The organism is Virgibacillus sp. W0430 (assembly GCF_051846935.1).
Lineage (GTDB): Bacteria > Bacillota > Bacilli > Bacillales > Amphibacillaceae > JBPYCR01.
The window spans coordinates 89,979-112,560 of record NZ_JBPYCS010000003.1 but is presented as its reverse complement, the minus strand read 5'-3'; the positions used below and the strand labels follow the sequence as shown (position 1 = coordinate 112,560).

General features: G+C 36.2%; 22 protein-coding genes. 21 read left to right on the top strand and 1 reads right to left on the bottom strand.

The features are described 5' to 3' along the window. Positions 1 to 15: 15 nt before the first annotated feature. From ACLIBH_RS02730 to ACLIBH_RS02685, 10 genes are all read left to right on the top strand, one after another. Positions 16 to 921 carry a helix-turn-helix domain-containing protein gene (locus tag ACLIBH_RS02730; RefSeq protein WP_439315151.1) on the top strand — a complete coding sequence of 302 codons (906 nt, stop codon included), beginning with the start codon at positions 16 to 18 and terminating at the stop codon, positions 919 to 921. Positions 922 to 986: 65 nt separating this feature from the next. Next, positions 987 to 1,565 (top strand): CDP-diacylglycerol--glycerol-3-phosphate 3-phosphatidyltransferase, encoded by a 579-nt coding sequence (gene pgsA / locus ACLIBH_RS02725; RefSeq protein WP_439315150.1) that lies wholly within the window; start codon positions 987 to 989, stop codon positions 1,563 to 1,565. Next, positions 1,565 to 2,812, top strand: a complete 1,248-nt coding sequence (locus ACLIBH_RS02720; RefSeq protein WP_439315149.1) for a competence/damage-inducible protein A — start codon at positions 1,565 to 1,567, stop codon at positions 2,810 to 2,812. The genes pgsA and ACLIBH_RS02720 overlap by 1 nt, the downstream gene beginning before the upstream one ends. 172 nt (positions 2,813 to 2,984) lie before the next feature. Continuing rightward, positions 2,985 to 4,019 (top strand): recombinase RecA, encoded by a 1,035-nt coding sequence (gene recA / locus ACLIBH_RS02715; RefSeq protein ID WP_439315148.1) that lies wholly within the window; start codon positions 2,985 to 2,987, stop codon positions 4,017 to 4,019. A gap of 533 nt (positions 4,020 to 4,552) precedes the next feature. Further along, on the top strand, positions 4,553 to 6,118 hold the full coding sequence (gene rny, locus ACLIBH_RS02710; RefSeq protein WP_439315146.1) for a ribonuclease Y: 1,566 nt from the start codon (positions 4,553 to 4,555) through the stop codon (positions 6,116 to 6,118). Between the two features lie 477 nt (positions 6,119 to 6,595). After that, positions 6,596 to 7,393: a TIGR00282 family metallophosphoesterase gene (locus ACLIBH_RS02705; RefSeq protein ID WP_439315144.1), complete on the top strand. Its 798-nt coding sequence runs from the start codon at positions 6,596 to 6,598 to the stop codon at positions 7,391 to 7,393. A gap of 105 nt (positions 7,394 to 7,498) precedes the next feature. Then, positions 7,499 to 7,759 (top strand): stage V sporulation protein S, encoded by a 261-nt coding sequence (locus tag ACLIBH_RS02700; RefSeq protein ID WP_439315143.1) that lies wholly within the window; start codon positions 7,499 to 7,501, stop codon positions 7,757 to 7,759. A gap of 904 nt (positions 7,760 to 8,663) precedes the next feature. Further along, entirely contained in the window at positions 8,664 to 10,232 is a 1,569-nt protein-coding gene (gene miaB / locus ACLIBH_RS02695) for a tRNA (N6-isopentenyl adenosine(37)-C2)-methylthiotransferase MiaB (RefSeq protein ID WP_439315142.1), read from the top strand. A gap of 2 nt (positions 10,233 to 10,234) precedes the next feature. After that, positions 10,235 to 10,663: a RicAFT regulatory complex protein RicA family protein gene (locus tag ACLIBH_RS02690; protein ID WP_439315228.1), complete on the top strand. Its 429-nt coding sequence runs from the start codon at positions 10,235 to 10,237 to the stop codon at positions 10,661 to 10,663. Between the two features lie 504 nt (positions 10,664 to 11,167). After that, entirely contained in the window at positions 11,168 to 11,737 is a 570-nt protein-coding gene (locus ACLIBH_RS02685; RefSeq protein ID WP_439315141.1) for an outer spore coat protein CotE, read from the top strand. Between the two features lie 102 nt (positions 11,738 to 11,839). On the opposite strand, the gene ACLIBH_RS02680 is transcribed toward ACLIBH_RS02685, so the two are convergent. Further along, positions 11,840 to 12,754 carry an aldo/keto reductase gene (locus ACLIBH_RS02680; RefSeq protein ID WP_439315140.1) on the bottom strand — a complete coding sequence of 305 codons (915 nt, stop codon included), beginning with the start codon at positions 12,752 to 12,754 and terminating at the stop codon, positions 11,840 to 11,842. A gap of 192 nt (positions 12,755 to 12,946) precedes the next feature. On the opposite strand from ACLIBH_RS02680, the gene ACLIBH_RS02675 reads away from it, so the two are divergent. The 11 genes from ACLIBH_RS02675 to spoIIAB all read left to right on the top strand — a co-directional run bounded on the left by ACLIBH_RS02675 (position 12,947) and on the right by spoIIAB (position 22,577). Then, entirely contained in the window at positions 12,947 to 13,495 is a 549-nt protein-coding gene (locus tag ACLIBH_RS02675; RefSeq protein WP_439315139.1) for an NUDIX hydrolase, read from the top strand. Then, positions 13,489 to 14,658, top strand: coding sequence for an endonuclease Q family protein (locus tag ACLIBH_RS02670; protein ID WP_439315138.1), 1,170 nt, complete (start codon positions 13,489 to 13,491; stop codon positions 14,656 to 14,658). Before ACLIBH_RS02675 ends, ACLIBH_RS02670 begins: the two co-directional genes overlap by 7 nt. Positions 14,659 to 14,755: 97 nt before the next feature. Continuing rightward, positions 14,756 to 15,391: a stage II sporulation protein M gene (gene spoIIM / locus ACLIBH_RS02665; protein ID WP_439315137.1), complete on the top strand. Its 636-nt coding sequence runs from the start codon at positions 14,756 to 14,758 to the stop codon at positions 15,389 to 15,391. Positions 15,392 to 15,502: 111 nt separating this feature from the next. Beyond that, positions 15,503 to 15,961 carry a ferric iron uptake transcriptional regulator gene (fur, locus tag ACLIBH_RS02660; RefSeq protein WP_439315136.1) on the top strand — a complete coding sequence of 153 codons (459 nt, stop codon included), beginning with the start codon at positions 15,503 to 15,505 and terminating at the stop codon, positions 15,959 to 15,961. Positions 15,962 to 16,245: 284 nt separating this feature from the next. Then, complete coding sequence (locus tag ACLIBH_RS02655; RefSeq protein ID WP_439315135.1) at positions 16,246 to 16,452, top strand: YqzK family protein; 207 nt, start codon at positions 16,246 to 16,248, stop codon at positions 16,450 to 16,452. Between the two features lie 3 nt (positions 16,453 to 16,455). Further along, on the top strand, positions 16,456 to 17,349 hold the full coding sequence (gene xerD, locus ACLIBH_RS02650; protein ID WP_439315134.1) for a site-specific tyrosine recombinase XerD: 894 nt from the start codon (positions 16,456 to 16,458) through the stop codon (positions 17,347 to 17,349). Positions 17,350 to 17,401: 52 nt separating this feature from the next. Further along, complete coding sequence (deoB, locus tag ACLIBH_RS02645) at positions 17,402 to 18,574, top strand: phosphopentomutase (RefSeq protein ID WP_439315133.1); 1,173 nt, start codon at positions 17,402 to 17,404, stop codon at positions 18,572 to 18,574. Between the two features lie 37 nt (positions 18,575 to 18,611). Continuing rightward, positions 18,612 to 19,916 carry a pyrimidine-nucleoside phosphorylase gene (locus ACLIBH_RS02640; protein ID WP_439315132.1) on the top strand — a complete coding sequence of 435 codons (1,305 nt, stop codon included), beginning with the start codon at positions 18,612 to 18,614 and terminating at the stop codon, positions 19,914 to 19,916. A gap of 592 nt (positions 19,917 to 20,508) precedes the next feature. After that, positions 20,509 to 21,684, top strand: a complete 1,176-nt coding sequence (locus ACLIBH_RS02635) for a D-alanyl-D-alanine carboxypeptidase family protein (RefSeq protein ID WP_439315131.1) — start codon at positions 20,509 to 20,511, stop codon at positions 21,682 to 21,684. A 102-nt stretch (positions 21,685 to 21,786) separates the two neighbouring features. Next, entirely contained in the window at positions 21,787 to 22,140 is a 354-nt protein-coding gene (gene spoIIAA, locus ACLIBH_RS02630; RefSeq protein WP_439315130.1) for an anti-sigma F factor antagonist, read from the top strand. Continuing rightward, entirely contained in the window at positions 22,137 to 22,577 is a 441-nt protein-coding gene (gene spoIIAB, locus ACLIBH_RS02625) for an anti-sigma F factor (protein ID WP_439315129.1), read from the top strand. Before spoIIAA ends, spoIIAB begins: the two co-directional genes overlap by 4 nt. Positions 22,578 to 22,582: the final 5 nt, after the last annotated feature.

Here is a 22,582-nt window from a genome sequence, read left to right as displayed (position 1 = left end):
GGATGGTGTTTACTTATGGAAATAGGCGATAAGCTTAGGGATGCACGAGAGGAAAAAGGCATTTCTTTAGATCATTTGCAAGAAACAACTAAAATACAGAAACGATATTTAATTGCAATTGAAGAAGGGAATTACAACGTATTACCTGGAAAGTTTTATGCAAAAGCATTTATAAAAGAATACGCGAATGCTGTAGGACTTGATGCGTATGCTTTATTGGATGATTTTGTTGAACAAGATCCAATTGACGAAGATGAGTCCATCCAATACACACGAATTCAACGATCACGAAAAAATAGCTCGACGAAGAGTTCAGCTATGTTTTCGTTTATTCCAACGATGATCGTACTATTATTAGTCGTTGGTATCTTCCTAGTTGCTTGGGCTCTCTACCAGCAAACAGGAAAAAATGTAGGAACGGAGTCGGATGAACCTCAAGAAAATGATCAAATCATCCGAAATGTTGAAGAAGAACCGCCAGCTGAAGCAGATCAAGATAACGCTTCTGAAAATGATACACCTGCAGATGGAGAAAATACTCCGGATGCGAACGATACGGAAGTTGAAACAAAAGGTAGCTTTCAAGTAATTGAAGAAGGTACGGGAAATTCCCCGGAGTCTACCGTTCAATTTAGCAATGCGGGAGAATCAATTGCTTTAAAATTTACTGCTAGTGGAGAATCTTACGTAGACGTGAAAGGCGAGAGTGGAGAAAGTTATTTTTCAGGAATGTTCAATCAAACAGAGTCTCCATTGCAAATGGAGATAACTGATGAAGAAAAACTTTATTTTAATATTGGTAATGCGTCTAATATTTCTGTTTCCATTAACGATGTAGAAATGGAATATCCTGTAGACCCTAGTAAGCATGTTCATCAAAAAATATGGGTGCTTTTAAACGAAACAAACACGGAAGAATAGGTGAATCCCCTGGAATGTACGAGGGGGTTTATTCATTTAATTTATAAGTGGAGGAACAGTCTGGAATGAATATACCAAACAAGATTACGTTATCAAGAATTTTTTTAATTCCCATTTTTATCGTCATACTCTCTATACCTTTTGATTGGGGTACTTGGGAAATAGGAAATAGAGAGCTACCTATAACTCACTTCGCTGCTGCCTTGCTATTTATTATTGCATCAAGCACGGATTGGCTTGATGGGTATTATGCCCGTAAATATAATTTGATTACAAACTTAGGTAAATTTTTAGATCCACTCGCAGATAAACTGCTCGTCTCTGCTGCGTTTATTTTACTCGTACAATTAGAGCTGGCACCTGCATGGCTCGTTATTTTAATAATTAGTAGGGAATTTGCAGTTACGGGCCTTCGATTAGTTGCTTCAGGGGAAGGAATTGTGTTAGCTGCGAGTCCATTAGGAAAAATAAAAACAGTTTCACAAATTATAGCAATTACTTTAATGCTGCTGCATAATTTTCCTTTTGCATATATAAACATTCCTTTAGATATATTTATGTTGTATATCGCTTTACTATTTACTGTCGTCTCAGGATTTGATTATTTTTATAAAAATTGGCATGTAATGAGGGATTCAAAATAATGAAACAAACAAATACAGAAATCATTGCTGTTGGGACGGAATTATTATTAGGGCAAATTGCAAACACAAATGCACAATGGCTATCTGATCAGCTAGCAGCCTATGGAGTCAACACGTTTTATCACACCGTTGTAGGAGATAATTTACAACGTGTGGAACAAGTGTTTAAAGACGCACATAAGCGTTCTGATATTATAATTGTAACTGGCGGCTTAGGGCCGACCGAGGATGATTTGACCCGTGAAGCCTTTCAACAATTGAGTAACATGGAATTAACCGAGCATCAGCCGTCAATGGATAAAATTAAAGCTTTTTATCGTAGACAAGGAAAAGAAATGACACCGAATAACGAAAGACAAGCGAGAGTGTTTTCCAATGCAAAAGTAATTGAAAATACAGTTGGTATGGCACCAGGTATGATCGTACCGTATGAAAATAAAACGTGGATCTTTTTACCTGGTGTTCCACGAGAAATGAAACAGTTGTCTATTCAAGCTGTTTTTCCATATATACGTGAACAAATGGGCGAAGAAATGATTATTAAATCAAAAGTGCTTCGTTTTATTGGAATTGGTGAATCACAATTAGAGCATGAGCTTCAATCTCTAATTCAAGTACAAAATAATCCTACAATAGCTCCACTTGCACAGGATGATGGGGTTGTTATTAGACTGACTGCTAAAGCGACATCAAGCGAGAAGGCTGAAGACCTTTTAAATGGGACAAAAGAGAAAGTGTTAGATAAGGTTGGCGAATACTTTTATGGTATGGAGCATGATAGTATTCAAAACACAATATTATCAATGCTAAATGAACAAAATAAGTACATTGCAGCTGCGGAAAGCTTAACAGGAGGAATGTTTACTCATAAATTAATTGCAGCTTCTGGTATCTCGTCTGTTTGCCGTGGAGCAGTTGTATGCTATGATACGAAGGTGAAAACGGATGTATTACATGTTTCACCAGAAACGATAGACGCAAAAGGTACTGTAAGCGAAGCGTGTGCAATTGAAATGGCAGAAAATATATGTACTGTTTTGGATGCGGATATAGGAATTAGCTTTACCGGCGTAGCTGGTCCTAATTCCATTGAAGGACAGCCTGTAGGAACAGTCTTTATTGCAGTTAGTGATCGTTTGGGGAAACAAAAAGTGGAGAAATTCATTTTTCAGGGCGATCGAAATACAGTGAGAAGAAGAGCAATGCTTAAAGGATTTGAAATATTGTACCGTTTCCTCAAAATGTAATTTCCTTATGTAATTTTTTCTTGAAAATGAGTTATTTTATGGCCTTTTTAAGTTGTTTTTTAAAAGTCCGTAATAAATTATAAATAAAAATAAGAACATTTATTCGGTTTTTGTTGGCAAAACAATAAAAACATTGTATGATATGGGTAGTTGATTAAAGGAGGTAGTCTCATTGAATGATAGAAAACAAGCACTAGATATGGCTTTACGAAATATAGAGAAGCAATTTGGAAAAGGTTCAATTATGAAACTTGGAGAGCAGGCTGAGAAAAAGCTTGCAACGATCCCAAGTGGCTCCCTAGCGTTGGATGTCGCTTTAGGAATTGGTGGCTATCCGAAAGGGCGAGTCATTGAAATTTATGGCCCAGAATCGTCTGGTAAAACAACTGTTGCGTTGCATGCAATCGCAGAAGCCCAAAGAAATGGAGGGCAAGCAGCTTTTATCGATGCTGAGCATGCATTAGATCCGACCTATGCAAGAGCACTAGGAGTAAACATTGAAGAGTTGCTTTTATCACAGCCTGATACCGGAGAGCAGGCCTTAGAGATTGCTGAAGCGCTTGTACGTAGTGGCGCGGTGGACATTATCGTCGTTGATTCAGTTGCGGCATTAGTACCAAAGGCTGAAATTGAAGGAGAAATGGGAGATTCGCATGTCGGTTTGCAAGCGCGTTTAATGTCTCAAGCACTAAGAAAATTGTCTGGTGCCATTAATAAATCAAATTCTACTGCGATATTCATTAATCAGATTAGAGAAAAAGTTGGCATTATGTTCGGGAATCCAGAGACGACTCCAGGCGGCCGTGCATTAAAATTTTATTCTTCTGTCCGCTTGGAAGTACGCCGTGCCGAAACATTGAAACAAGGGAACGATATGGTAGGGAACAAAACGCGAATTAAAGTAGTTAAAAATAAAGTAGCCCCGCCATTTAAGCAAGCTATGGTCGATATTATGTATGGAGAAGGTATATCTAAAGAAGGCGAGATTATTGATATTGGAGCAGAGCTTGATATCGTTGAAAAAAGCGGCTCTTGGTACTCCTATAAAGAAGATAGACTTGGCCAAGGTCGTGAAAATGCAAAGCAATTTTTAAAAGAAAATGAAGATATAATGGATGAAATTCATACAGCGATACGAGCGCATTACCAATTAGATGAACCAGCAGAAACAGAGAGCGCTTCTGATCTTGAAGAAAATGAAGCATAGGCTGTACTAATAAATATCGTACGTACTCTTTTCGCTTTGTAGTTTATTCGTGATATTAAAACAATAATAAAATGCATTTAATTGAAAAGGCCCTTTACCTAACTCAAAACTGGTAAAGGTTTTTTTATTGCTCCTTACCATTGCTAGTGACATTTGACGTAGAACCCAAAAGAATAGTTAAAGAGCCAGATTTGTTAAAAGTCACTTAGATCAAGAACGACACGGAAAACGACAAAAGACTACTTTCACCTGGGAGATGATCAAATAACGCAAACCGATGGCAGCTATAAGAGTCTGATGGCACAGTAGTGCAAATTAAACGTGGCGTCTGTATAACAGATTGCTTAAACCATATGGGTTACTTATAAGCAATTAGAAGAAAACGAAAGGGTATTCATTGACATTGATTAGTAGTACATTTAAAATTAAATTGTATAATTTTATATTTCTATTATACAATCTTTATTTATTAAATATGGTATATGCCGACAATAATGAATTGTACAATTTTATAGCAATAGGAGGTGAAAATCGTGGACAATCCTTTTGTCATCTCCATTTTGCTCGCCTTAGTCTTAATCGTCGGTATTGTTGTTGGGTATCTGATTCGTAAATCTATTGCTGAAGCTAAAATTTCCAGTGCAGAAAATTTAGCAAAACAAATAGTTGAAGAAGCACATCGGAATGCAGATGCCTCTAAAAAAGAGGCGCTTCTTGAGGCGAAGGATGAAAATCATAAACTTCGTCAGCAGGCAGAAGAAGAAATACGTGAGCGACGTTTGGAACTACAAAGACAAGATGATCGTCTGATGCAAAAAGAAGAAAATCTGGATAGAAAAAGTGTCACACTCGATAAGCGTGAACTCGTATTAGAAAAAAGAGAACAAACACTGACAGAAAAACAACAACAAATTGAAGAAATGGAAAGCAAAGTGGACGCGATGTTAAACGAGCAGCAAATGGAGCTTGAGCGCATTTCAGGATATACAACAGATCAGGCCAAAAAAGTATTATTAGATCGAGTTGAAAAAGAAGTAACACATGAAACGGCAGTAATGATCAAAGAGGCAGAAAACAATGCAAAAGAAGAAGCTGATAAAAAAGCAAAGAACATTCTTTCACTAGCATTGCAACGTTGTGCTGCTGATCATGTTGCAGAAACAACTGTATCGGTTGTAAACTTACCAAATGATGAAATGAAAGGACGGATCATTGGCCGCGAAGGTCGAAATATCCGTACATTGGAAACCTTAACCGGAATTGATTTAATAATTGACGATACACCAGAAGCGGTAATTTTGTCCGGATTTGATCCAATTCGTAGAGAAACAGCTCGTTTAGCTTTGGAAAAGCTAGTGCAAGATGGAAGAATCCACCCAGCTCGAATTGAAGAGATGGTTGACAAAGCGAGACGAGAGGTAGACGAATATATTCGTGAAATTGGAGAAGAAACGACTTTTGAAATAGGTATCCATGGATTACATCCAGATCTAATTAAAATACTTGGTCGGTTGAAATATCGTACAAGCTATGGTCAAAATGTGTTAAAGCATTCCGTTGAAGTAGCCTATCTTTCAGGCTTACTAGCTGCTGAACTAGGTGAAGATCAGATGCTCGCAAGAAGAGCCGGACTTCTTCATGATATTGGAAAGGCAATAGACCATGAAGTAGAAGGCAGTCACGTTGAAATCGGTAAAGAATTAGCGATGAAGTATAAAGAGCATGAAGTAGTTGTAAATTCCATTGCCTCGCATCATGGAGACGAGGAAGCGACTTCCATTATTTCTGTTTTAGTTGCTGCTGCAGATGCTTTATCAGCAGCTAGACCAGGAGCAAGAAGTGAAACGTTGGAAAATTACATTAAGCGACTTGAAAAGCTAGAAGAAATATCCGAATCGTTTTCAGGTGTTGAAAAATCATTTGCAATTCAGGCAGGAAGAGAAATACGTATTATGGTTAAACCGGATGAAATTAAAGATGTAGATGCAGTTCACATTGCAAGAGATATTCGTAAACGAATTGAAAGTGAACTTGATTATCCAGGACATATAAAAGTCACGGTTATAAGAGAAACACGAGCCGTTGAATATGCAAAATAAAGACAAAGCAGTGTAATTTCACTGCTTTGTTTTTTTAGTTGTACAATATATGACGTTGGTGAAGCAAAATCACTTTATGTTTTGATAGGGAAATGTGAAGAATGTTAAAAGCTTCATATATCCGTTGCAAATTAAACAGCATGGAAATGTGTGCAAAAATGCGATTAGCCCTCTTTAAGCTGACAAGAACGAAAGTTGACGGACGACTGAGGAAATAGCAAGCGTCCGAAGATCCCTGTAGCGACTCGGATAGAGGAGCTACAAAAGCTGAGGCAGTAACCGTGGAAAGCCTGTCGGCTGTAGTGCAAGTCAGCGAATCAGAATGCAAGATTTCATGTTTTCGTTCTACTTAATTAGTAGGTATTCCTCGACTTAAAATACACCACCAACGTCATTTGACAAAGAACCTTTTTATTTTGACATCTGTGCACGCATATGGAACACTAGAAGTACTAAAATAGTTAGGATGAACTTGTGATGAAAGTATTATTTATCGGAGATGTAGTCGGTGCTCCAGGTCGAGAAATGGTAAAAGAATATTTGCCAAAGCTGAAAGATAAATATCGTCCTTCAGTAACAATTATAAATGGTGAAAATGCAGCAGCAGGGAAAGGGATAACAGAAAAAATATACAAAAGTTTTTTAGAATGGGGCGCCCAAGTAATTACGATGGGAAATCATACGTGGGCAAAAAAAGAAATATTTGAATTTATAGATGAGGCAAAGTATTTGCTTCGTCCAGCAAATTATCCAGAGGGAACACCAGGAAAGTCACTTGTTTTTATTCCGGTAAATAATTTGGAAATTGCAGTTATTAATATTCAAGGTAGAACCTTTCTTCCTGCAATCGATGATCCTTTTCGTAAAATAGACGAACTTATTGAAACAGCCAAAAAAAGAACGCCACTTATTTTTATCGATTTTCATGGAGAAGCTACGAGTGAAAAGCAAGCATTTGCTTGGTATCTTGACGGCCGAGCAACAGCAGTAGTTGGTACACATACTCATGTACAAACAGCAGATGAACGCATTTTAGACAAAGGAACAGCATATATTACAGATGTGGGCATGACAGGGCCATATGACGGAATTTTAGGAGTAGAAAGAGGAGCTGTGTTGAAGCAGTTTTTAACAAACTTGCCCGTTCGTTTTGAAGTTCTGAAAGAAGGGAAACGTCAATTGAACGGATGTATAGTAACCATTGATGAAAAACAAGGAATAGCTACCGGGATAGAAAGAATTATCATCAACGACGATCACCCATTTTTTAGTTGATTATTTGAATTTTTAAATAGTTCGTGCATAATTAGGTAATAAGGTATCATCTCTAAGAATATAGTAGCAATAGGTCTATATTAGCAAATGAAGGAGGTACTAGTAATGGACATTTTAAAAGTTTCAGCAAAATCAAATCCTAACTCAGTAGCAGGAGCATTAGCCAATGTATTAAGAGAGCATGGTACAGCAGAACTACAAGCAATTGGAGCAGGCGCATTAAATCAATCAATAAAGGCAGTTGCAATTGCCAGGGGCTTTGTTGCCCCAAGTGGAGTAGATTTAATTTGTATTCCAGCATTTACAGATATAACGATTGATAATGAGGAACGAACAGCGATTAAATTGATCGTAGAGCCGCGATAACTTGTATAGAGATAGTAAGTGTTACGTGAGGAGCGTAACACTTTTTCATTTTGAATTAACAATTTTATTTTATTTGAAAGAAAAATAGATTAGATAAATGGTATTATTAGTAAAGTGAACAGTCAATATAAGAGAGGATTTTTAAATTTTCTATTGGAGAATCAGGATGGGTGCTTGAAATAAGTAAGGACGCTTAATTGCTCTATTTTCTTAATGGTATTCGAAATAAATTAATAAGGAAAGGTTTCCTAACATTACCACTCATGGACAATACGCCCTTTCTGTGAGCGAGTAGTGCTCCTCCTCGTGCTAAGCACCGTTTTCTTTGCACCCGCTCTCACACCTTCCATTCATTCGTGTCGGAATAGAGCGCGAATTATATGTCGACATCGGTAGGGTATTAAAAATTCAGAAAAACCTATATAAAAAGTGTGTTTTTCAAGGGTCTAAATATCCACTATTATACTTAACTCAATCTCTTAAATTGTATGAGTAAAATGTTTGTGGGGGAACAGATGCACGAATCTAACTAGATAATATGTGATCAATTTTACTTCGAACGATATACACATGAATAACACCGTTGATTTTCACTGCCCACGGAAAGCGTAGTGTATATCTACTGCGGTCGGTAGGAATCAATACTAAAATTAACGAATACAAAGAGAGGTTTTTTAACTTCTTAAAATAACACCCACGAATACTTAACTCAATCTCTTAAATTCCATCTGTTGTTTAATTTGCGAAAAAGACTTATACTATACTAATGGAAATGGCTAATTATAAAACTAATTTTTTCTATAAATATATTGCAGTAAAAGCAGTTCCTTGTTTAACTGCAAAATAAGAACATTTTCTTCTATTTAAGTAAGTAATATCGATTGCGAAAGGAGCTTTTTGGTTTATGAATGAACAACAAAGAAAAGAAATGGCCCAAATTGTACAAGGTGAACCAAATAATAAAAACTTAGAAAAAAATAAACCGCTGCACGAAAAGACTACGGAAGATTTTGCAAAGTACTTTCAAACAACATACGAGCCACCGAATATGAACAAGGCTCGAAAGCGGTATCGCGAAAAAATAGAGGTCCATTATGACTTTGGCATACCCAAAGATATGCAAGGAATTGGAAAGGGTAAAAAATTCCTTATTCGTACATATGGGTGTCAAATGAATGAACACGACACTGAAGTTATGGCGGGCATTTTAACAGAAATGGGTTATGAATCAACTACGGAAACAACCGATGCAGATATTATTTTATTAAATACGTGTGCAATCCGAGAAAACGCGGAAAATAAAGTGTTTGGTGAACTCGGACATTTAAAACCGTTAAAACTGGAAAAACCGGATTTGATTCTAGGCGTATGTGGGTGTATGTCTCAGCAAGAATCCGTAGTAAATAAAATAATGAAAAAGCACCAACATGTTGATTTAATCTTTGGGACACATAACATTCATCGCTTACCGCACTTAATTAAAGATTCTTTCTTTAACAAAGAGAAAGTTGTAGAAGTGTGGTCAAAAGAAGGCGACATTATCGAAAACTTGCCGAAAGTTAGACATGGGAAAATCAAAGCTTGGGTAAATATAATGTATGGATGTGATAAGTTTTGCACATATTGCATCGTACCTATGACACGTGGAAAAGAACGAAGTCGTCGTCCCGAAGATATTATACAGGAAGTACGCCATTTAGCTGCACAAGGCTATAAAGAAATTACAGTTCTTGGCCAAAACGTGAATGCGTATGGAAAAGACTTTGAAGATATTTCGTATCGGTTTGGCGATTTGATGAATGATCTTCATAAAATCGATATTCCACGGATTCGTTTTACTACTTCTCATCCGAGAGATTTTGATGATCATCTCATCGAAGTTCTCGCCCAAGGTGGCAACTTAATGGACCACATTCATTTACCGGTGCAATCAGGAAGCAGTGAGGTTCTAAGACGAATGAATAGGAAATATACGCGAGAATCCTATTTAGAGCTCGTCTCAAAAATAAAAAAGGCGATTCCGAATGTAACACTTACTACAGACATTATTGTCGGATTTCCAAATGAAACAGATGAGCAATTTGAAGAGACGATGACATTAATGGAAGAAGTCGGGTTCGAATCTGCCTATACATTTATATATTCACCACGGGAAGGTACACCGGCAGCTGCTCGAAAAGACGACGTTCCAATGGAAGTTAAAAAGAAACGCTTATACCGATTAAACGAACTAGTTAACAAGCAAGCAGCCGAATCGATGAAATCCTATCAAGGAAAGATTGTAAAAGTACTTGTAGAAGGCGAAAGCAAGAAAGATCCTAATGTTCTTTCTGGATATACTGAAAAGAATAAAGTAGTGAACTTTAGAGCTCCAAAATCGACAATCGGTCAAATTGTAGAAGTGAAAATAACAGAAGCAAAAACATGGTCCCTAGATGGTGTCATGGTAGAAAATACAGTAGAGGTGAATTAATGTTGGCTGAATATACAAGACAGCAAGTATTAGATGAAGCAAAAAACCTAGCAAAAATGCTTGCAAATACAGAGGAAATTGAACGTTTTAAGCAAGTGGAAGCAAAATTAAATGAAAATAAAAAAGTACAACAATTAATATCAAGAATTAAAACATTGCAAAAGCAAGCAGTTAATTTTCAAGCATACGAGAAGACAGAGGCGCTTAAGAAAGTTGAAGCAGAAATTGATCATTTACAAAATGAGCTGGATGAAATTCCAGTTGTACAGGAGTTTCAGGAAACCCAAACTCTCGTAAATGACGTGTTGCAGCTCGTTTCAGGAACAATTTCACGAGAAGTGACAAATCATGTAATAGAAGCAACTGGCGGAGATTTATTAGCAGGAGAAACGGGATCAAAAAAGAAGTCTAGTTCTCCATGTAGTAAGTAAGAAGCAAACTAGATTACACACTACACGTTTAGAGAAAATGGTTTTGAGCATACGAATTTGATGCTCAGAACCATTTTTAGTTGAGTTTATATTTGTGTACTCTCAATACTAAGGGCGCTATTATTGTATGTGGTGCTCACCAGTCGTCTGCAGAAAAGAAGATACTGTAGATGCAACGTATGATTCGGTGTTGCACGTATGTCCTTCAAGCGAGACCGAAGTATCATTATGGAGCGGCGTTGTATCTTAAATTGAACTGTTCGATTTTTTCTACATGCTAGATGAAATACTATTGCCCTAACCTCACCCAAATGTTATGCCACCAAAGATTGTTCACCAGATTTTTAGCTAAGTCTCAAACTTAATTACCAATAATATAGCGAATAGTTTTGGTTCCAAATAGGATCTGAAAAATATTGTTCTTCTCTTTTTAAAGAATCATTATGCACTTTAGGTGTTTGTCTTGCATAAAATGACTATGACAAAAGAGGAGGTATACGCACGATGACTTTTCTTAAAAAAGATTACAGAGAAATTATTACGAAAGCTGTTTGTGGAAAAGGACGTAAGTTTACAAAGGCAACCCATCATGTATCACCATCACATAGACCGACAAGCATCCTGGGTTGTTGGGTCATCAATCACCTATATAATGCCAAGAAAAAGTCGGATGATACAGTTGAGATTAATGGAAGTTACGATATAAATATTTGGTATTCGTACAATGATAACACAAAAACGGAAGTTGTAACGGAAAGAGTAACCTATTCCGATTATGTCCCACTTTCTGTTAAGGACGATCATTGTATAAGCGATGATTATGATGTAATCGCTAAGGCAGTACAGCAACCAAATTGTTTAGAATGCGAAATTGACAAACATGGAAGTAAAATTGAAGTAGAGGTCGAAAGAGAATTTATTGTAAAAATAATAGGTGAAACGAAAGTGTATGTCCGAGTAAATCCCGAAGGTTATCAAATTGACGACGACGATGAGGATTGGGACGTTAAACTAACCGATGATGAATTAAGCGATGTGAACCCAGACTTTCTAGGAAGAAGGAAAAAAGACTAACACGTTGTCAAAATCTGCGTTCTACTTTAAGCAAATAGTGAAATGACGAAAGCTATCCTAACTTCCGGATAGCTTCTTTTTTTACGTACGACTCATTACTTGTTATATTCGATGATTTATATATCGGATTGCTTTTGTAACGTGTTGGATGTATTGGTATGCATCTGAAGAAAGCTCATGTGAAGAATCAAAGCTTAAATTTTCAATAAGCTGTTCAACTGAACGAACACCAAACACGGCCGAAGCTACAACCGGATGAAATAAGACATATTTAAAAGCAATATCTTTTAAACGTTTCATATTTTGATATGCTTCGAGCTGTTGTATAATATGAAGCACATCGTTTTTCGTATAATTTAAATAGCTTTCGTTCAGCTTTTTATTCCTTGTTGGTGAATCAATTAAAATACCTTTTGCAAGTGGTCCGCGAGCAAGGACACTAATTTTATGTTTGTGTAATAAAGTAAGAATATTCTCCTCTGGCCTGCGATCAAGCAAATTATATTGAAGCATAACCGCATCAATATTCGAGTTAGTAACATAAGCATTTATTACATTTGGACGGATCGAGGAAATGCCATATGCTCGAATAATCCCTTCTTTCTTTAGTTGTTCAAATGCGTCAATTGATTCTTCTATCGGGTCATCAATTGTTCCTCCGTGTAACAAATATAAATCTATATAGTCTGTCTTAAGTCTTCGTAAGCTTGCTTTAGCGCTTGAAATAATATGCTCTTTTGACGGATCCCAATACCAATCTTTCTTAACACGATTAAAATGATTGCCTACTTTTGTCGTTAAAATTAACTGATCTCGTTTATGTTTAATTGCTTCACCAACAATACGTTCATTGTCTCCAAAACCATATAAATCCGCAGTATCCAAATGATTTATTCCCATATCGATCGCTTCATCAATGATACGACGTGCTTTCTGATAATCTGTTCCAAGAGACATACAACCAAGGGTAAGCTCTGAAACATATAAATCCGAACTTCCAATTTGATTTACCTTCACTTTAACACCTCTCTACACTCCTAGCTATACTTTCTTCTATAATGTTAAATTAACGTCTGAACATGTTCAATCAGCTCCAATGAAATTGACTTTATTGTAAATATAATTGGACTAAATGACAACTTTTTAAAAAGTAGATTATGATAAACTATTTAGGGGAAACTAAAAAGTGAGGGAGAGTGCAATGAACAAATGAATCGAGAGACTACGATAGAATCTGAAGTGATCTTTAAAGGGAAAATTATTACAGTTCAACTAGATAAAGTCGAATTGCCAAATGGAAAAACATCGTACCGTGAGCTAGTAAAACACCCAGGAGCGGTAGCGATTATTCCGATCAATTTAGAGAACAAGATTGTTTTAGTAGAACAATATCGTAAACCTTTAGAGCGATCCATTATAGAAATCCCCGCTGGTAAAATCGAAGTAGGAGAGGAACCCGAAATTACGGCAATACGAGAATTAGAAGAAGAAACTAATTATACGACTGCTCAGCTAAAATATATTACTTCTTTTTATACATCACCGGGATTTGCAAATGAATTAATTCATATTTACTATGCAAATAATGTTTATCAATTACAGCAACCTATACAAGGCGATGAGGACGAATTTGTAAAACCAGTCGAAATGACATTGGAAGAGGCAAAAATTGCAATAAAAGAGAAAAGAATTTATGATGCTAAAACAATATATGCGATTACTTATTTGGAAATGAAAAGGATGAGAGATGAATGTTAACCTCTTATTTTGCGGATATGCATATCCATATTGGAAGGGATATGTACAATAATCCTGTTAAAATAACCGCGTCAAACAAGCTAACATTAACAAACATATTAATGGAAGCGAGTAGACGAAAAGGAATTGATCTTATCGGGATTATTGACAGTCATGTTCCGACCGTTCAAATGGAAATTTTACACTTAATCGAAAAAGGACAAGCAATAGAGTTGGATGAAGGCGGTATTCGTTTTGAGCATGTTACGTTAATATTAGGTTGTGAATTGGAGGTATATGACAATGCTTGTCAAGGTCCAATTCATGTATTAGCATATTTCCCTTCTATTAAACGGATATCGGCTTTTACAGAATGGCTTAAGCATCGAATGAAAAATATTACGTTGAGCTCACAACGTTACTATGGAACTGCGAAACAATTGCAAAATAAAGTTAAAGAACTAGAAGGAATTTTTATTCCGGCTCATATATTTACCCCTTTTAAAAGCTTATACGGAAAAGGTGTAAAGCAGTCGCTAACAGAAATATTAGATCCAAAACAAATCGATGGTGTCGAATTAGGTTTAAGCTCGGACAGTATGATGGCTGATCAAATTAAAGAATTGCATGCGTATACATATTTATCTAATTCCGATGCACATTCATTAAATAAAATAGGCAGAGAATATCAAGCAGTGCTGTTAAAGGAGCCAAGTTTTATTGAGTTTTGTCGTGCGTTGCACCATGTAAACGGACGAAAAATCATAGCAAATTATGGAATGAATCCACAATTAGGTAAATATTATACAACGGTTTGTGCAAATTGCTTACAGACAACATCAAAAGAGAGATCGACCTGTGTAACATGCGGAGCGCAAAAAATAATAAAAGGCGTTTTTGATCGAATACAAGAATTATCAACAGCCGGAAAATCATTATCGTCGCATCGTCCTCCTTATAAATATCAAGTTCCATTGGAATATATTCCTACACTTGGTCCGAAAACATTTCAAAAATTGCTCGATCATTTTGGAACAGAGATGAATGTTATTCATCATGTTCCATTTCCACAACTTAAAAAAGTAGTATCGGAAAAACTAGCAGATGCCATTATTAATATGCGGGAAGGGAAACAATCGATACAAGCTGGTGGAGGTGGAACATATGGGACGATTTTGAGTTAAGTACAAGATAATATAAAGAACATTACTATTTTTGGTATTATTACAAGGATTTCCTCATAGTTTTTATTAGTAGAACGTCTTTGAATGGAGGAATCCAATGAATAATAGCCGCACTCTAGTAGTAAACCATGTAAGAGACCATGCAACCATTTATATTTTCATGATTATTTTGTTCTTAACAGGAATTGTTTTTGGAGCGATAATTGTAAATAGCATGAATTTTGTGCAAAAACAAGATTTATTTTTTTATTTGGATCGCTTTTTCGGCCAAATTTTAAATGGACATATTATTGAAAATAAAGAAATAGTAAAAGAGAGTTTTATTTTTCATGCAAAATACTTATTGCTTTTGTTCGTTTTAGGTTTATCTGTAATTGGCTTACCTATCGTATGGATACTAATTTTTGTTAAAGGGATGGTTATTGGATTTTCTGTTGGATTTATCGTTAATCAGTTAGGAGTAAAGGGGTTAATATTAGCATCAATCTCGATCGTTCCGCAAAACATTCTCATTATACCGATTTATATTACCGCTGGTAGTTTATCAATGATCTTTTCATTAGCCTTATTATCAAAACTATTTAGTCGGAAAATATCGCAATCGATAGCAGCACCTTTTCTCAACTATGCTGCTATATTTGCTTTATTACTCTCAGTAGCTTTGGTTGCCGCACTTCTAGAAGCATTCGTAGCTAATGAAGCAGTAAAGGCTTTTATTAAATCTTTTTACTAATATTAATTACTTTTTAATAATAAATACAATATGTTGTTTATAATAATTATACTTTGACACCTGTTCCATGTGAGCATATAATAAAAAGGGAGTATGGAGGGGGAACTTAACATGGAACAGAGGATAGATCGAATAAAAAAACAGTTGCATGCAAAAAATTATAAGCTAACCCCACAAAGAGAAGCGACATTAAGGGTATTGTTGGAGCGAGAAGAGGATCATCTTAGTGCAGAAAATGTGTTCTTACTCGTTAAAGAAAAAGCACCGGAGATTGGCTTAGCTACTGTTTATCGTACATTAGAGCTACTGTCTGAATTGAAAATTGTTGATAAAATTAACTTTGGAGATGGCGTATCCCGCTACGATTTACGGAAAGAGGGAGTGGAACATTTCCATCATCATCTTGTCTGTATGGAATGTGGTGCGGTTGATGAGATTATTGAAGATTTGTTAGGAGAAGTCGAACAAATCGTTGAAAAAGACTGGGGTTTTCAAGTAAAGGACCACCGGCTAACTTTTCATGGCATTTGTAAGCAATGTCAAACGGCTTCAGTTGAAGTAACAAAATAAATATAATATGTGAGAAAAGCCTATTTTCAAACAACGAAAAAGGCTTTTATTTTTATCTGTTTATATACACTGTTGCTATATAGTTTTTTCAAAACATATGCATAGGATGTTTCTTTTTTTGAGTTTTAACAGACGGACTGTACTAGTAGTTCCTAACTAATTTTTACAAGCAATAGTGGACGCGTCTTTACGACATTCCAATAATCTAAAAAGTGTATGTATAATATTCATCTTTTTTGGCATATCTTCTAATAAATAGAATGGATTAGAAGAGGTGGATTAAAGTGAAGCGAATCGTCTGGGATTCTGTGAAAGTTTTTGTTATATTTATAGCATGTACATTTATCTTTTATTTTGGCCTTCGCCTTATGCATACGGAATATGAACAATATCATCGATATGATCAGCCAGAAGGGCCGGCAGTGAAAGTATTTAATGAAGAGGAAAGTGTTTTTGATCGATTAAATCTATTTTTTCGCATAGGAGAATAGCATATGATGGAAGATCCATTTGAAGATTTTTTTCATTATTTACAAATAGAAAGAGCTCTTTCTGAAAATACGATTACTTCTTACCGCAGAGATTTAAAACAGTACAAGAAATATATTAATGAGATGTTAAATAAAACAAACTGGGAAGCTGTCATGAGAAGTGACATTCTTTCATTTCTTTATTTCCTAAAAGATGAAGGCAAGTCTTCTTCGACGATATCTCGATCGATTTCATCGATTCGTTCTTTCCATCAATTTTTAATACGAGAGCGGATTGTACAGCATGATGCAAGCGTACATATTGAAACACCGAAAAAAGCAAAGAAGCTACCGGATATATTAGCTGCAGAAGATGTTGATAAACTATTAAATGTTAAAGGAACTACAACTCTCGATAAGCGAAATAAGGCGATGGTCGAGCTGCTTTATGCAACAGGACTGCGGGTGACGGAATTAATTTCTTTAAAGGTAAGTGACCTTCATTTAAGCTTAGGGTTTGTGCGCTGTTTAGGAAAAGGATCAAAAGAAAGAATTGTACCACTAGGGAATGTTGCAAAAGAAGCAGTAGAAAATTATTTGTATTATGCGAGAGATGCGCTCGTTAAGCGTAAAAAGGATGAAAATAAATTATTCGTCAATCATCACGGAAGACCGCTTACGAGACAAGGCTTCTGGAAGGTTCTTAGAAACATGGCTAGAGATGCTGGACTTACAAAACAAATTACACCGCACACGTTACGTCATTCTTTTGCAACACACTTACTAGAGAATGGTGCGGATTTGCGATCTGTACAGGAAATGCTTGGGCATGCAGATATTTCCACAACGCAAATTTATACACACGTATCAAAAGCTAGACTAAAAGATATTTACCAAGCTTATCATCCAAGAGCATGATTTGTTAGCATTTATTGGATATAATAGATTAAATAGAGAGAGGAAGATAGCAATGAAACGAATTTTTTTAGTTGTAATGGACTCAGTCGGTATTGGACAAGCACCAGATGCAAAATTGTTTAATGATGAAGGAGCAGACACGTTAGGGAATATTGCAGAACATATGAATGGATTGAATCTGCCGTATTTAGGACAGCTCGGATTAAGTAATATTAAAGAGGTTAAAGGAGTCCAAAAACAAAAGTATCCGAAAGCACATTATACAAAGATGGAAGAGGCTTCAAACGGAAAAGATACGATGACAGGCCATTGGGAATTGATGGGATTGCGCATTGATCAGCCTTTTCGAACGTTTCCAGAAGGCTTTCCGCAAGAATTGATTCAAGAGCTTGAAAAACGAACAAATAGAAAAATTATTGGTAATAAGCCAGCTTCGGGGACAGTTATTTTAGATGAATTAGGCGAAGAGCAGATGAAAACGGGAGCTATTATTGTGTACACTTCGGCAGATTCTGTACTGCAAATTGCAGCTCATGAAGCGGTAGTCCCAATTGATGAGCTTTATTCTATTTGTGAAATTGCACGTGAATTGACTTTAGATGAAAAGTATATGGTCGGCCGCATTATTGCCCGTCCATTTATCGGAGAGCCTGGAGCTTTTGTTAGAACTCCAAATCGCCACGATTATGCATTAAAGCCTTTTGGTCGTACCGTATTGAATGAATTAGAGGATGAAAGCCTAGATGTAATTGGGCTAGGAAAAATATCAGATATTTACGATGGAGAAGGAATTACAGAAACGATACGGACGATTGATAACGAAGATGGCATGACAAAATTAATCGAATGTTTGGATCGAGACTTTCATGGCCTTTGTTTTTTAAATCTTGTTGATTTTGATGCGAAATATGGGCACCGACGTGATGTAATTGGCTATGGACAAGCATTAGAAGCTTTTGATAAGAGACTACCAGAAGTGTTGGATAAGTTAAAGGAAGATGATTTGCTAATTATTACTGCAGATCACGGCAACGATCCGACTCATCATGGGACAGATCACACGAGAGAATATGTACCTTTACTTGTCTATCACCGAAAAATACAAGCAGGCAAACAGTTACCTATTCGCAAAACATTTGCAGATGTTGGCGCGACGATTGCCGATAATTTTAATGTACATCTTCCTGCTTACGGGAGCAGTTTTTTAAGCGAGTTGCTAGATTAATATGAGTATACACTAAAATAAGGGCAGGTGTATTTGAATGAGAATGTACGATATTATAGAGAGCAAGCGAGATGGTAAAGAATTAACAGAAGAAGAAATACGTTTTTTTATTGACGCGTATACGAATGAGCAGATTCCAGATTATCAAATTAGTGCATTACTAATGGCTACTTATTTTCAAGGCATGACGGAACGCGAAAGTGCTGCATTAACAATGGCGATGGTTCACTCAGGTAGCACGATCGATCTTTCGGAAATAAAAGGAATAAAGGTGGATAAGCATTCAACTGGCGGGGTAGGCGATACAACGACGCTAATATTAGCACCATTAGTAGCTTCAGCAGGAGTTGTCATCCCAAAAATGAGCGGACGTGGACTTGGTCATACAGGAGGAACAATTGATAAGCTTGAATCAATTCGTGGCTTTCATACGGAACTTACTAATGAACAATTTATAGAGCTTGTAAATAAGCATAAGCTCGGTGTTATTGGACAATCGGGCAATCTCACTCCAGCTGATAAAAAGTTATATAGTTTACGAGATGTAACTGCAACGGTGAATTCTATCCCCTTAATTGCAAGCTCAATTATGAGTAAGAAGATTGCAGCAGGTGCGGATGCAATTGTTTTAGATGTAAAAACTGGTTCAGGTGCATTTATGAAAAACTTGGATATGGCTAAAAAGCTTGCGCAAACGATGGTTTCGATTGGAAAATTAGTTGGAAAAGAAACAGTAGCAATTATATCTGATATGAGCCAGCCACTCGGACATTCGGTTGGTAATGCACTTGAGGTAAAAGAAGCAATCGAGACGCTACAAGGGAATGGACCGGAAGACTTAACAGAGTTGTGTTTAACGCTAGGTAGTCAAATGCTCTTACTAGCGAAGAAAGCAAGCAATGCGGAAGAGGCAAGAGAAACCTTAATAGAAAATATGAAAAATGGCAAAGCGCTGCAGAAATTTATTGACTTTATTGAAGCACAAGGTGGTGACGCGACGACCGTTACACATCCGGAGCAATTACCACAAGCGAAACATAAAATAGTTGTAAAAGCTCAACAATCTGGGGTCGTTCAGGCGGTAAACGCTGATGAAATTGGGAAAGCTGCTATGATGTTAGGTGCTGGCAGAATAACGAAAAATTCAAAAATTGACTTAGCTGTTGGAGTAGTACTCCATAAGAAAATAGGTGATTCTGTCATAGAAAATGAAGCCCTTGCCACAATACATAGTAGTTCTACTACAGTAGATGCAGTAAATAAAAAGATATTAAATGCGATGCAGATTTCAGATAAGCCTAAGAAACAGCCAATATTAGTTTATGAAACAATTATGTGTTAAAGATGGGAAATAGTTCACTTAATAAATTAATAGTTAAGAAGTTCGGCATTCCTAATTGAAACAGGATTTGCTGGACTTCTTTTTTTAATGTGTAAAATTAAAAAGGTGACCACATAAAAAATGAATGAGCAATATAAGGGAATAAATTGTATGACCATTGTACGCATGAAAAGTTTGTGTAAAATATAGGAACTATTTATTGTAATTTACTTTATTTGCTAGGAAATGGACGTTGAACCATCTCTGTCCATTTTTCAATCATTTGGAAGAAACATCCACTTGCCCTTCCTTACATCCTCTCAGACGAAAGCTAGAACTACACATAGTGACTCAAGCTTGGACATTTCGAAAGTCTTGTGAAAATATTTAAACTAAAAGTTTACGCAGAGTGTTTTTACGTTAGTTAATAAAACGGTCTGTTATTTAATCAAATGGTACCTTCATTATATATACAAAACAGGAAACATATTTGTAAATATGTTTGCTAAATAGTTATAAATCTAACATAGAATGGATATCCTATATTTATTAATTAGAAATAGATAGAGGTTTTTAATTACGGATGAAAAATGGATTGTTGGAGGTAGATTTGATGAAAAAAACAATTGTTATATTAATACTAGTAAGTACAACGATCTTCGGTCAGATGCCGATTTTTGCAGAACAAGAAGAGGAAGTACAGGAAGCTATTGATTTAGCTGAAGGTGCGAAATCAGCAATATTAATTGAACAAGATACAGGAAAGATATTATACGATAAAAACGCAAATGATAAGCTCCCCCCAGCAAGTATGACTAAGATTATGACTCTTTTATTAATAATGGAGGAACTTCATAAAGGAGACCTTAAACTTGAAGAACAGATTAGAATTAGTGAGCGAGCTTCTTCGATGGGCGGCTCACAAATATTTTTAGAGACTGGCGAGGAAATGTCAGTCGAAAACTTACTTAAAGGGATAGCAATTGCATCTGGAAATGATGCCAGTGTAGCGCTTGCTGAACGCATAGCCGGTAGTGAGGAATCGTTTGTTAAAATGATGAATAAAAAGGCTGAAATGCTAGGGTTAAAGCATACCCGCTTTACAAATTCGTCAGGATTGCCGGCAGAAAATCAGTACAGCACTTCACACGACATGGCGATTATCGCAAAAGAATTACTTAAATATGAACACGTTACACAATATACTTCGATTTACGAAGACTATTTAAGAAAGGGGAAAGAGAACGAATTTTGGTTAGTAAATACAAATAAGCTCGTTCGTTTTTACCCAGGTGTTGACGGGTTGAAGACAGGTTTTACAAACGAAGCTAAATATTGTTTAACTGCAACAGCTAAAAAAGATGGTATGCGTGTTATTGCTGTGGTAATGGGAGCAAAAACAGCGAAAGAGAGAAATGCTCTCGTGTCGAAAATGCTTGATTACGCCTTTAATCAATTTGCAACGAAAAAAATAATGGATAAAAATGAGGCAGTTACACAATTAAAATTATTAAAATCCGATCAGCATATCATAGATGTAGTTACGTCCGACTCTATCAGCACACTATATAAAAAAGGAAAAGAACCTAAAAACATTACTACGTCTATAAGGATGAAGGATCAAATTACGTTGCCCTTGAAAAAAGGAGATCAAGTAGGTGTTTTACAAGTCAAAAACAATGATACTATTTTATCTGAAACGGCATTAGTCGTAAACGAGGATATTAAAAGTGCATCGTATTTTACATTGTTTAAAAGAACGATACAGCAAATTGCTAAAAGCGAATAATTCATCGGTATTTGCAGAATTTCTTCTACTTTTGTCAAGAGGCAGGAATCCATTCAAACGATCGAGAAAAAGTAAGCAGCAGGTTTTAAAGGAGGGAAACATATGGGATTAACTTCAAGCTTTGTCGTCAAAGAGAACGTATTAGTAGTTCGATTAGCTGGAGAGCTGGATCATCATGAAGCGAATTATTTGCGAGAAGAATGGCAAAACACACTGTATAACAATCCTGTAAAGCACATCATCTTAAATCTTGAGGCTGTTACTTTTATGGATAGTTCTGGACTTGGTGTAATTTTAGGTCGGTATAAAGAAGTGCTGCAGCTTGGCGGCGAAATGATCGTCTGTTCCATCTCCCCGCCGATTGCTCGACTATTTGAGATGTCTGGCTTGTTTAAAATTATTCGTAACGAAGATAGTGAAGAAAGTGCATTAGGTTCTTTGGGGGTGGCGTCATGAAAAACGAGATGGTTTTACAATTTTCTAGTGTTAGTAGTAATGAATCATTTGCGCGAGGAACCGTTGGTGCATTTGTCACACAGTTGGATCCTACGATGGATGAGTTAACAGAAATTAAAACGGTCGTATCTGAAGCTGTGACGAATTCAATCATACATGGATATAACAACGAGCCTGATCACTTTATAAAAATTATTTGTAAATTACACGATGGAGAGGTCGAGCTTATTGTTAAGGACACTGGAATAGGTATTCAGGATATAGAAGAAGCGAGACAACCTTTATACACATCCAAGCCTGAATATGAACGATCAGGTATGGGCTTTACGATCATTGAAAATTTTATGGATTTTGTAGAGGTACAGTCCAACCCCGGAGAAGGAACAACCGTTACTATGAAGAAACAGCTATCAAAAAGTAAAACGGTTTGCAATTAATAGGG

Excerpts from the sequence above, each read along its gene's own strand:
- ACLIBH_RS02730 (WP_439315151.1), top strand. The coding sequence starts at position 16 with ATGGAAATAGGCGATAAGCTTAGGGATGCACGAGAGGAAAAAGGCATT.
- pgsA (WP_439315150.1), top strand. The coding sequence starts at position 987 with ATGAATATACCAAACAAGATTACGTTATCAAGAATTTTTTTAATTCCC.
- ACLIBH_RS02720 (WP_439315149.1), top strand. The coding sequence starts at position 1,565 with ATGAAACAAACAAATACAGAAATCATTGCTGTTGGGACGGAATTATTA.
- ACLIBH_RS02705 (WP_439315144.1), top strand. The coding sequence starts at position 6,596 with ATGAAAGTATTATTTATCGGAGATGTAGTCGGTGCTCCAGGTCGAGAA.
- ACLIBH_RS02700 (WP_439315143.1), top strand. The coding sequence starts at position 7,499 with ATGGACATTTTAAAAGTTTCAGCAAAATCAAATCCTAACTCAGTAGCA.
- miaB (WP_439315142.1), top strand. The coding sequence starts at position 8,664 with ATGAATGAACAACAAAGAAAAGAAATGGCCCAAATTGTACAAGGTGAA.
- ACLIBH_RS02685 (WP_439315141.1), top strand. The coding sequence starts at position 11,168 with ATGACTTTTCTTAAAAAAGATTACAGAGAAATTATTACGAAAGCTGTT.
- ACLIBH_RS02675 (WP_439315139.1), top strand. The coding sequence starts at position 12,947 with ATGAATCGAGAGACTACGATAGAATCTGAAGTGATCTTTAAAGGGAAA.
- ACLIBH_RS02670 (WP_439315138.1), top strand. The coding sequence starts at position 13,489 with ATGTTAACCTCTTATTTTGCGGATATGCATATCCATATTGGAAGGGAT.
- spoIIM (WP_439315137.1), top strand. The coding sequence starts at position 14,756 with ATGAATAATAGCCGCACTCTAGTAGTAAACCATGTAAGAGACCATGCA.
- fur (WP_439315136.1), top strand. The coding sequence starts at position 15,503 with ATGGAACAGAGGATAGATCGAATAAAAAAACAGTTGCATGCAAAAAAT.
- xerD (WP_439315134.1), top strand. The coding sequence starts at position 16,456 with ATGATGGAAGATCCATTTGAAGATTTTTTTCATTATTTACAAATAGAA.
- deoB (WP_439315133.1), top strand. The coding sequence starts at position 17,402 with ATGAAACGAATTTTTTTAGTTGTAATGGACTCAGTCGGTATTGGACAA.
- ACLIBH_RS02640 (WP_439315132.1), top strand. The coding sequence starts at position 18,612 with ATGAGAATGTACGATATTATAGAGAGCAAGCGAGATGGTAAAGAATTA.
- ACLIBH_RS02635 (WP_439315131.1), top strand. The coding sequence starts at position 20,509 with ATGAAAAAAACAATTGTTATATTAATACTAGTAAGTACAACGATCTTC.
- spoIIAA (WP_439315130.1), top strand. The coding sequence starts at position 21,787 with ATGGGATTAACTTCAAGCTTTGTCGTCAAAGAGAACGTATTAGTAGTT.
- spoIIAB (WP_439315129.1), top strand. The coding sequence starts at position 22,137 with ATGAAAAACGAGATGGTTTTACAATTTTCTAGTGTTAGTAGTAATGAA.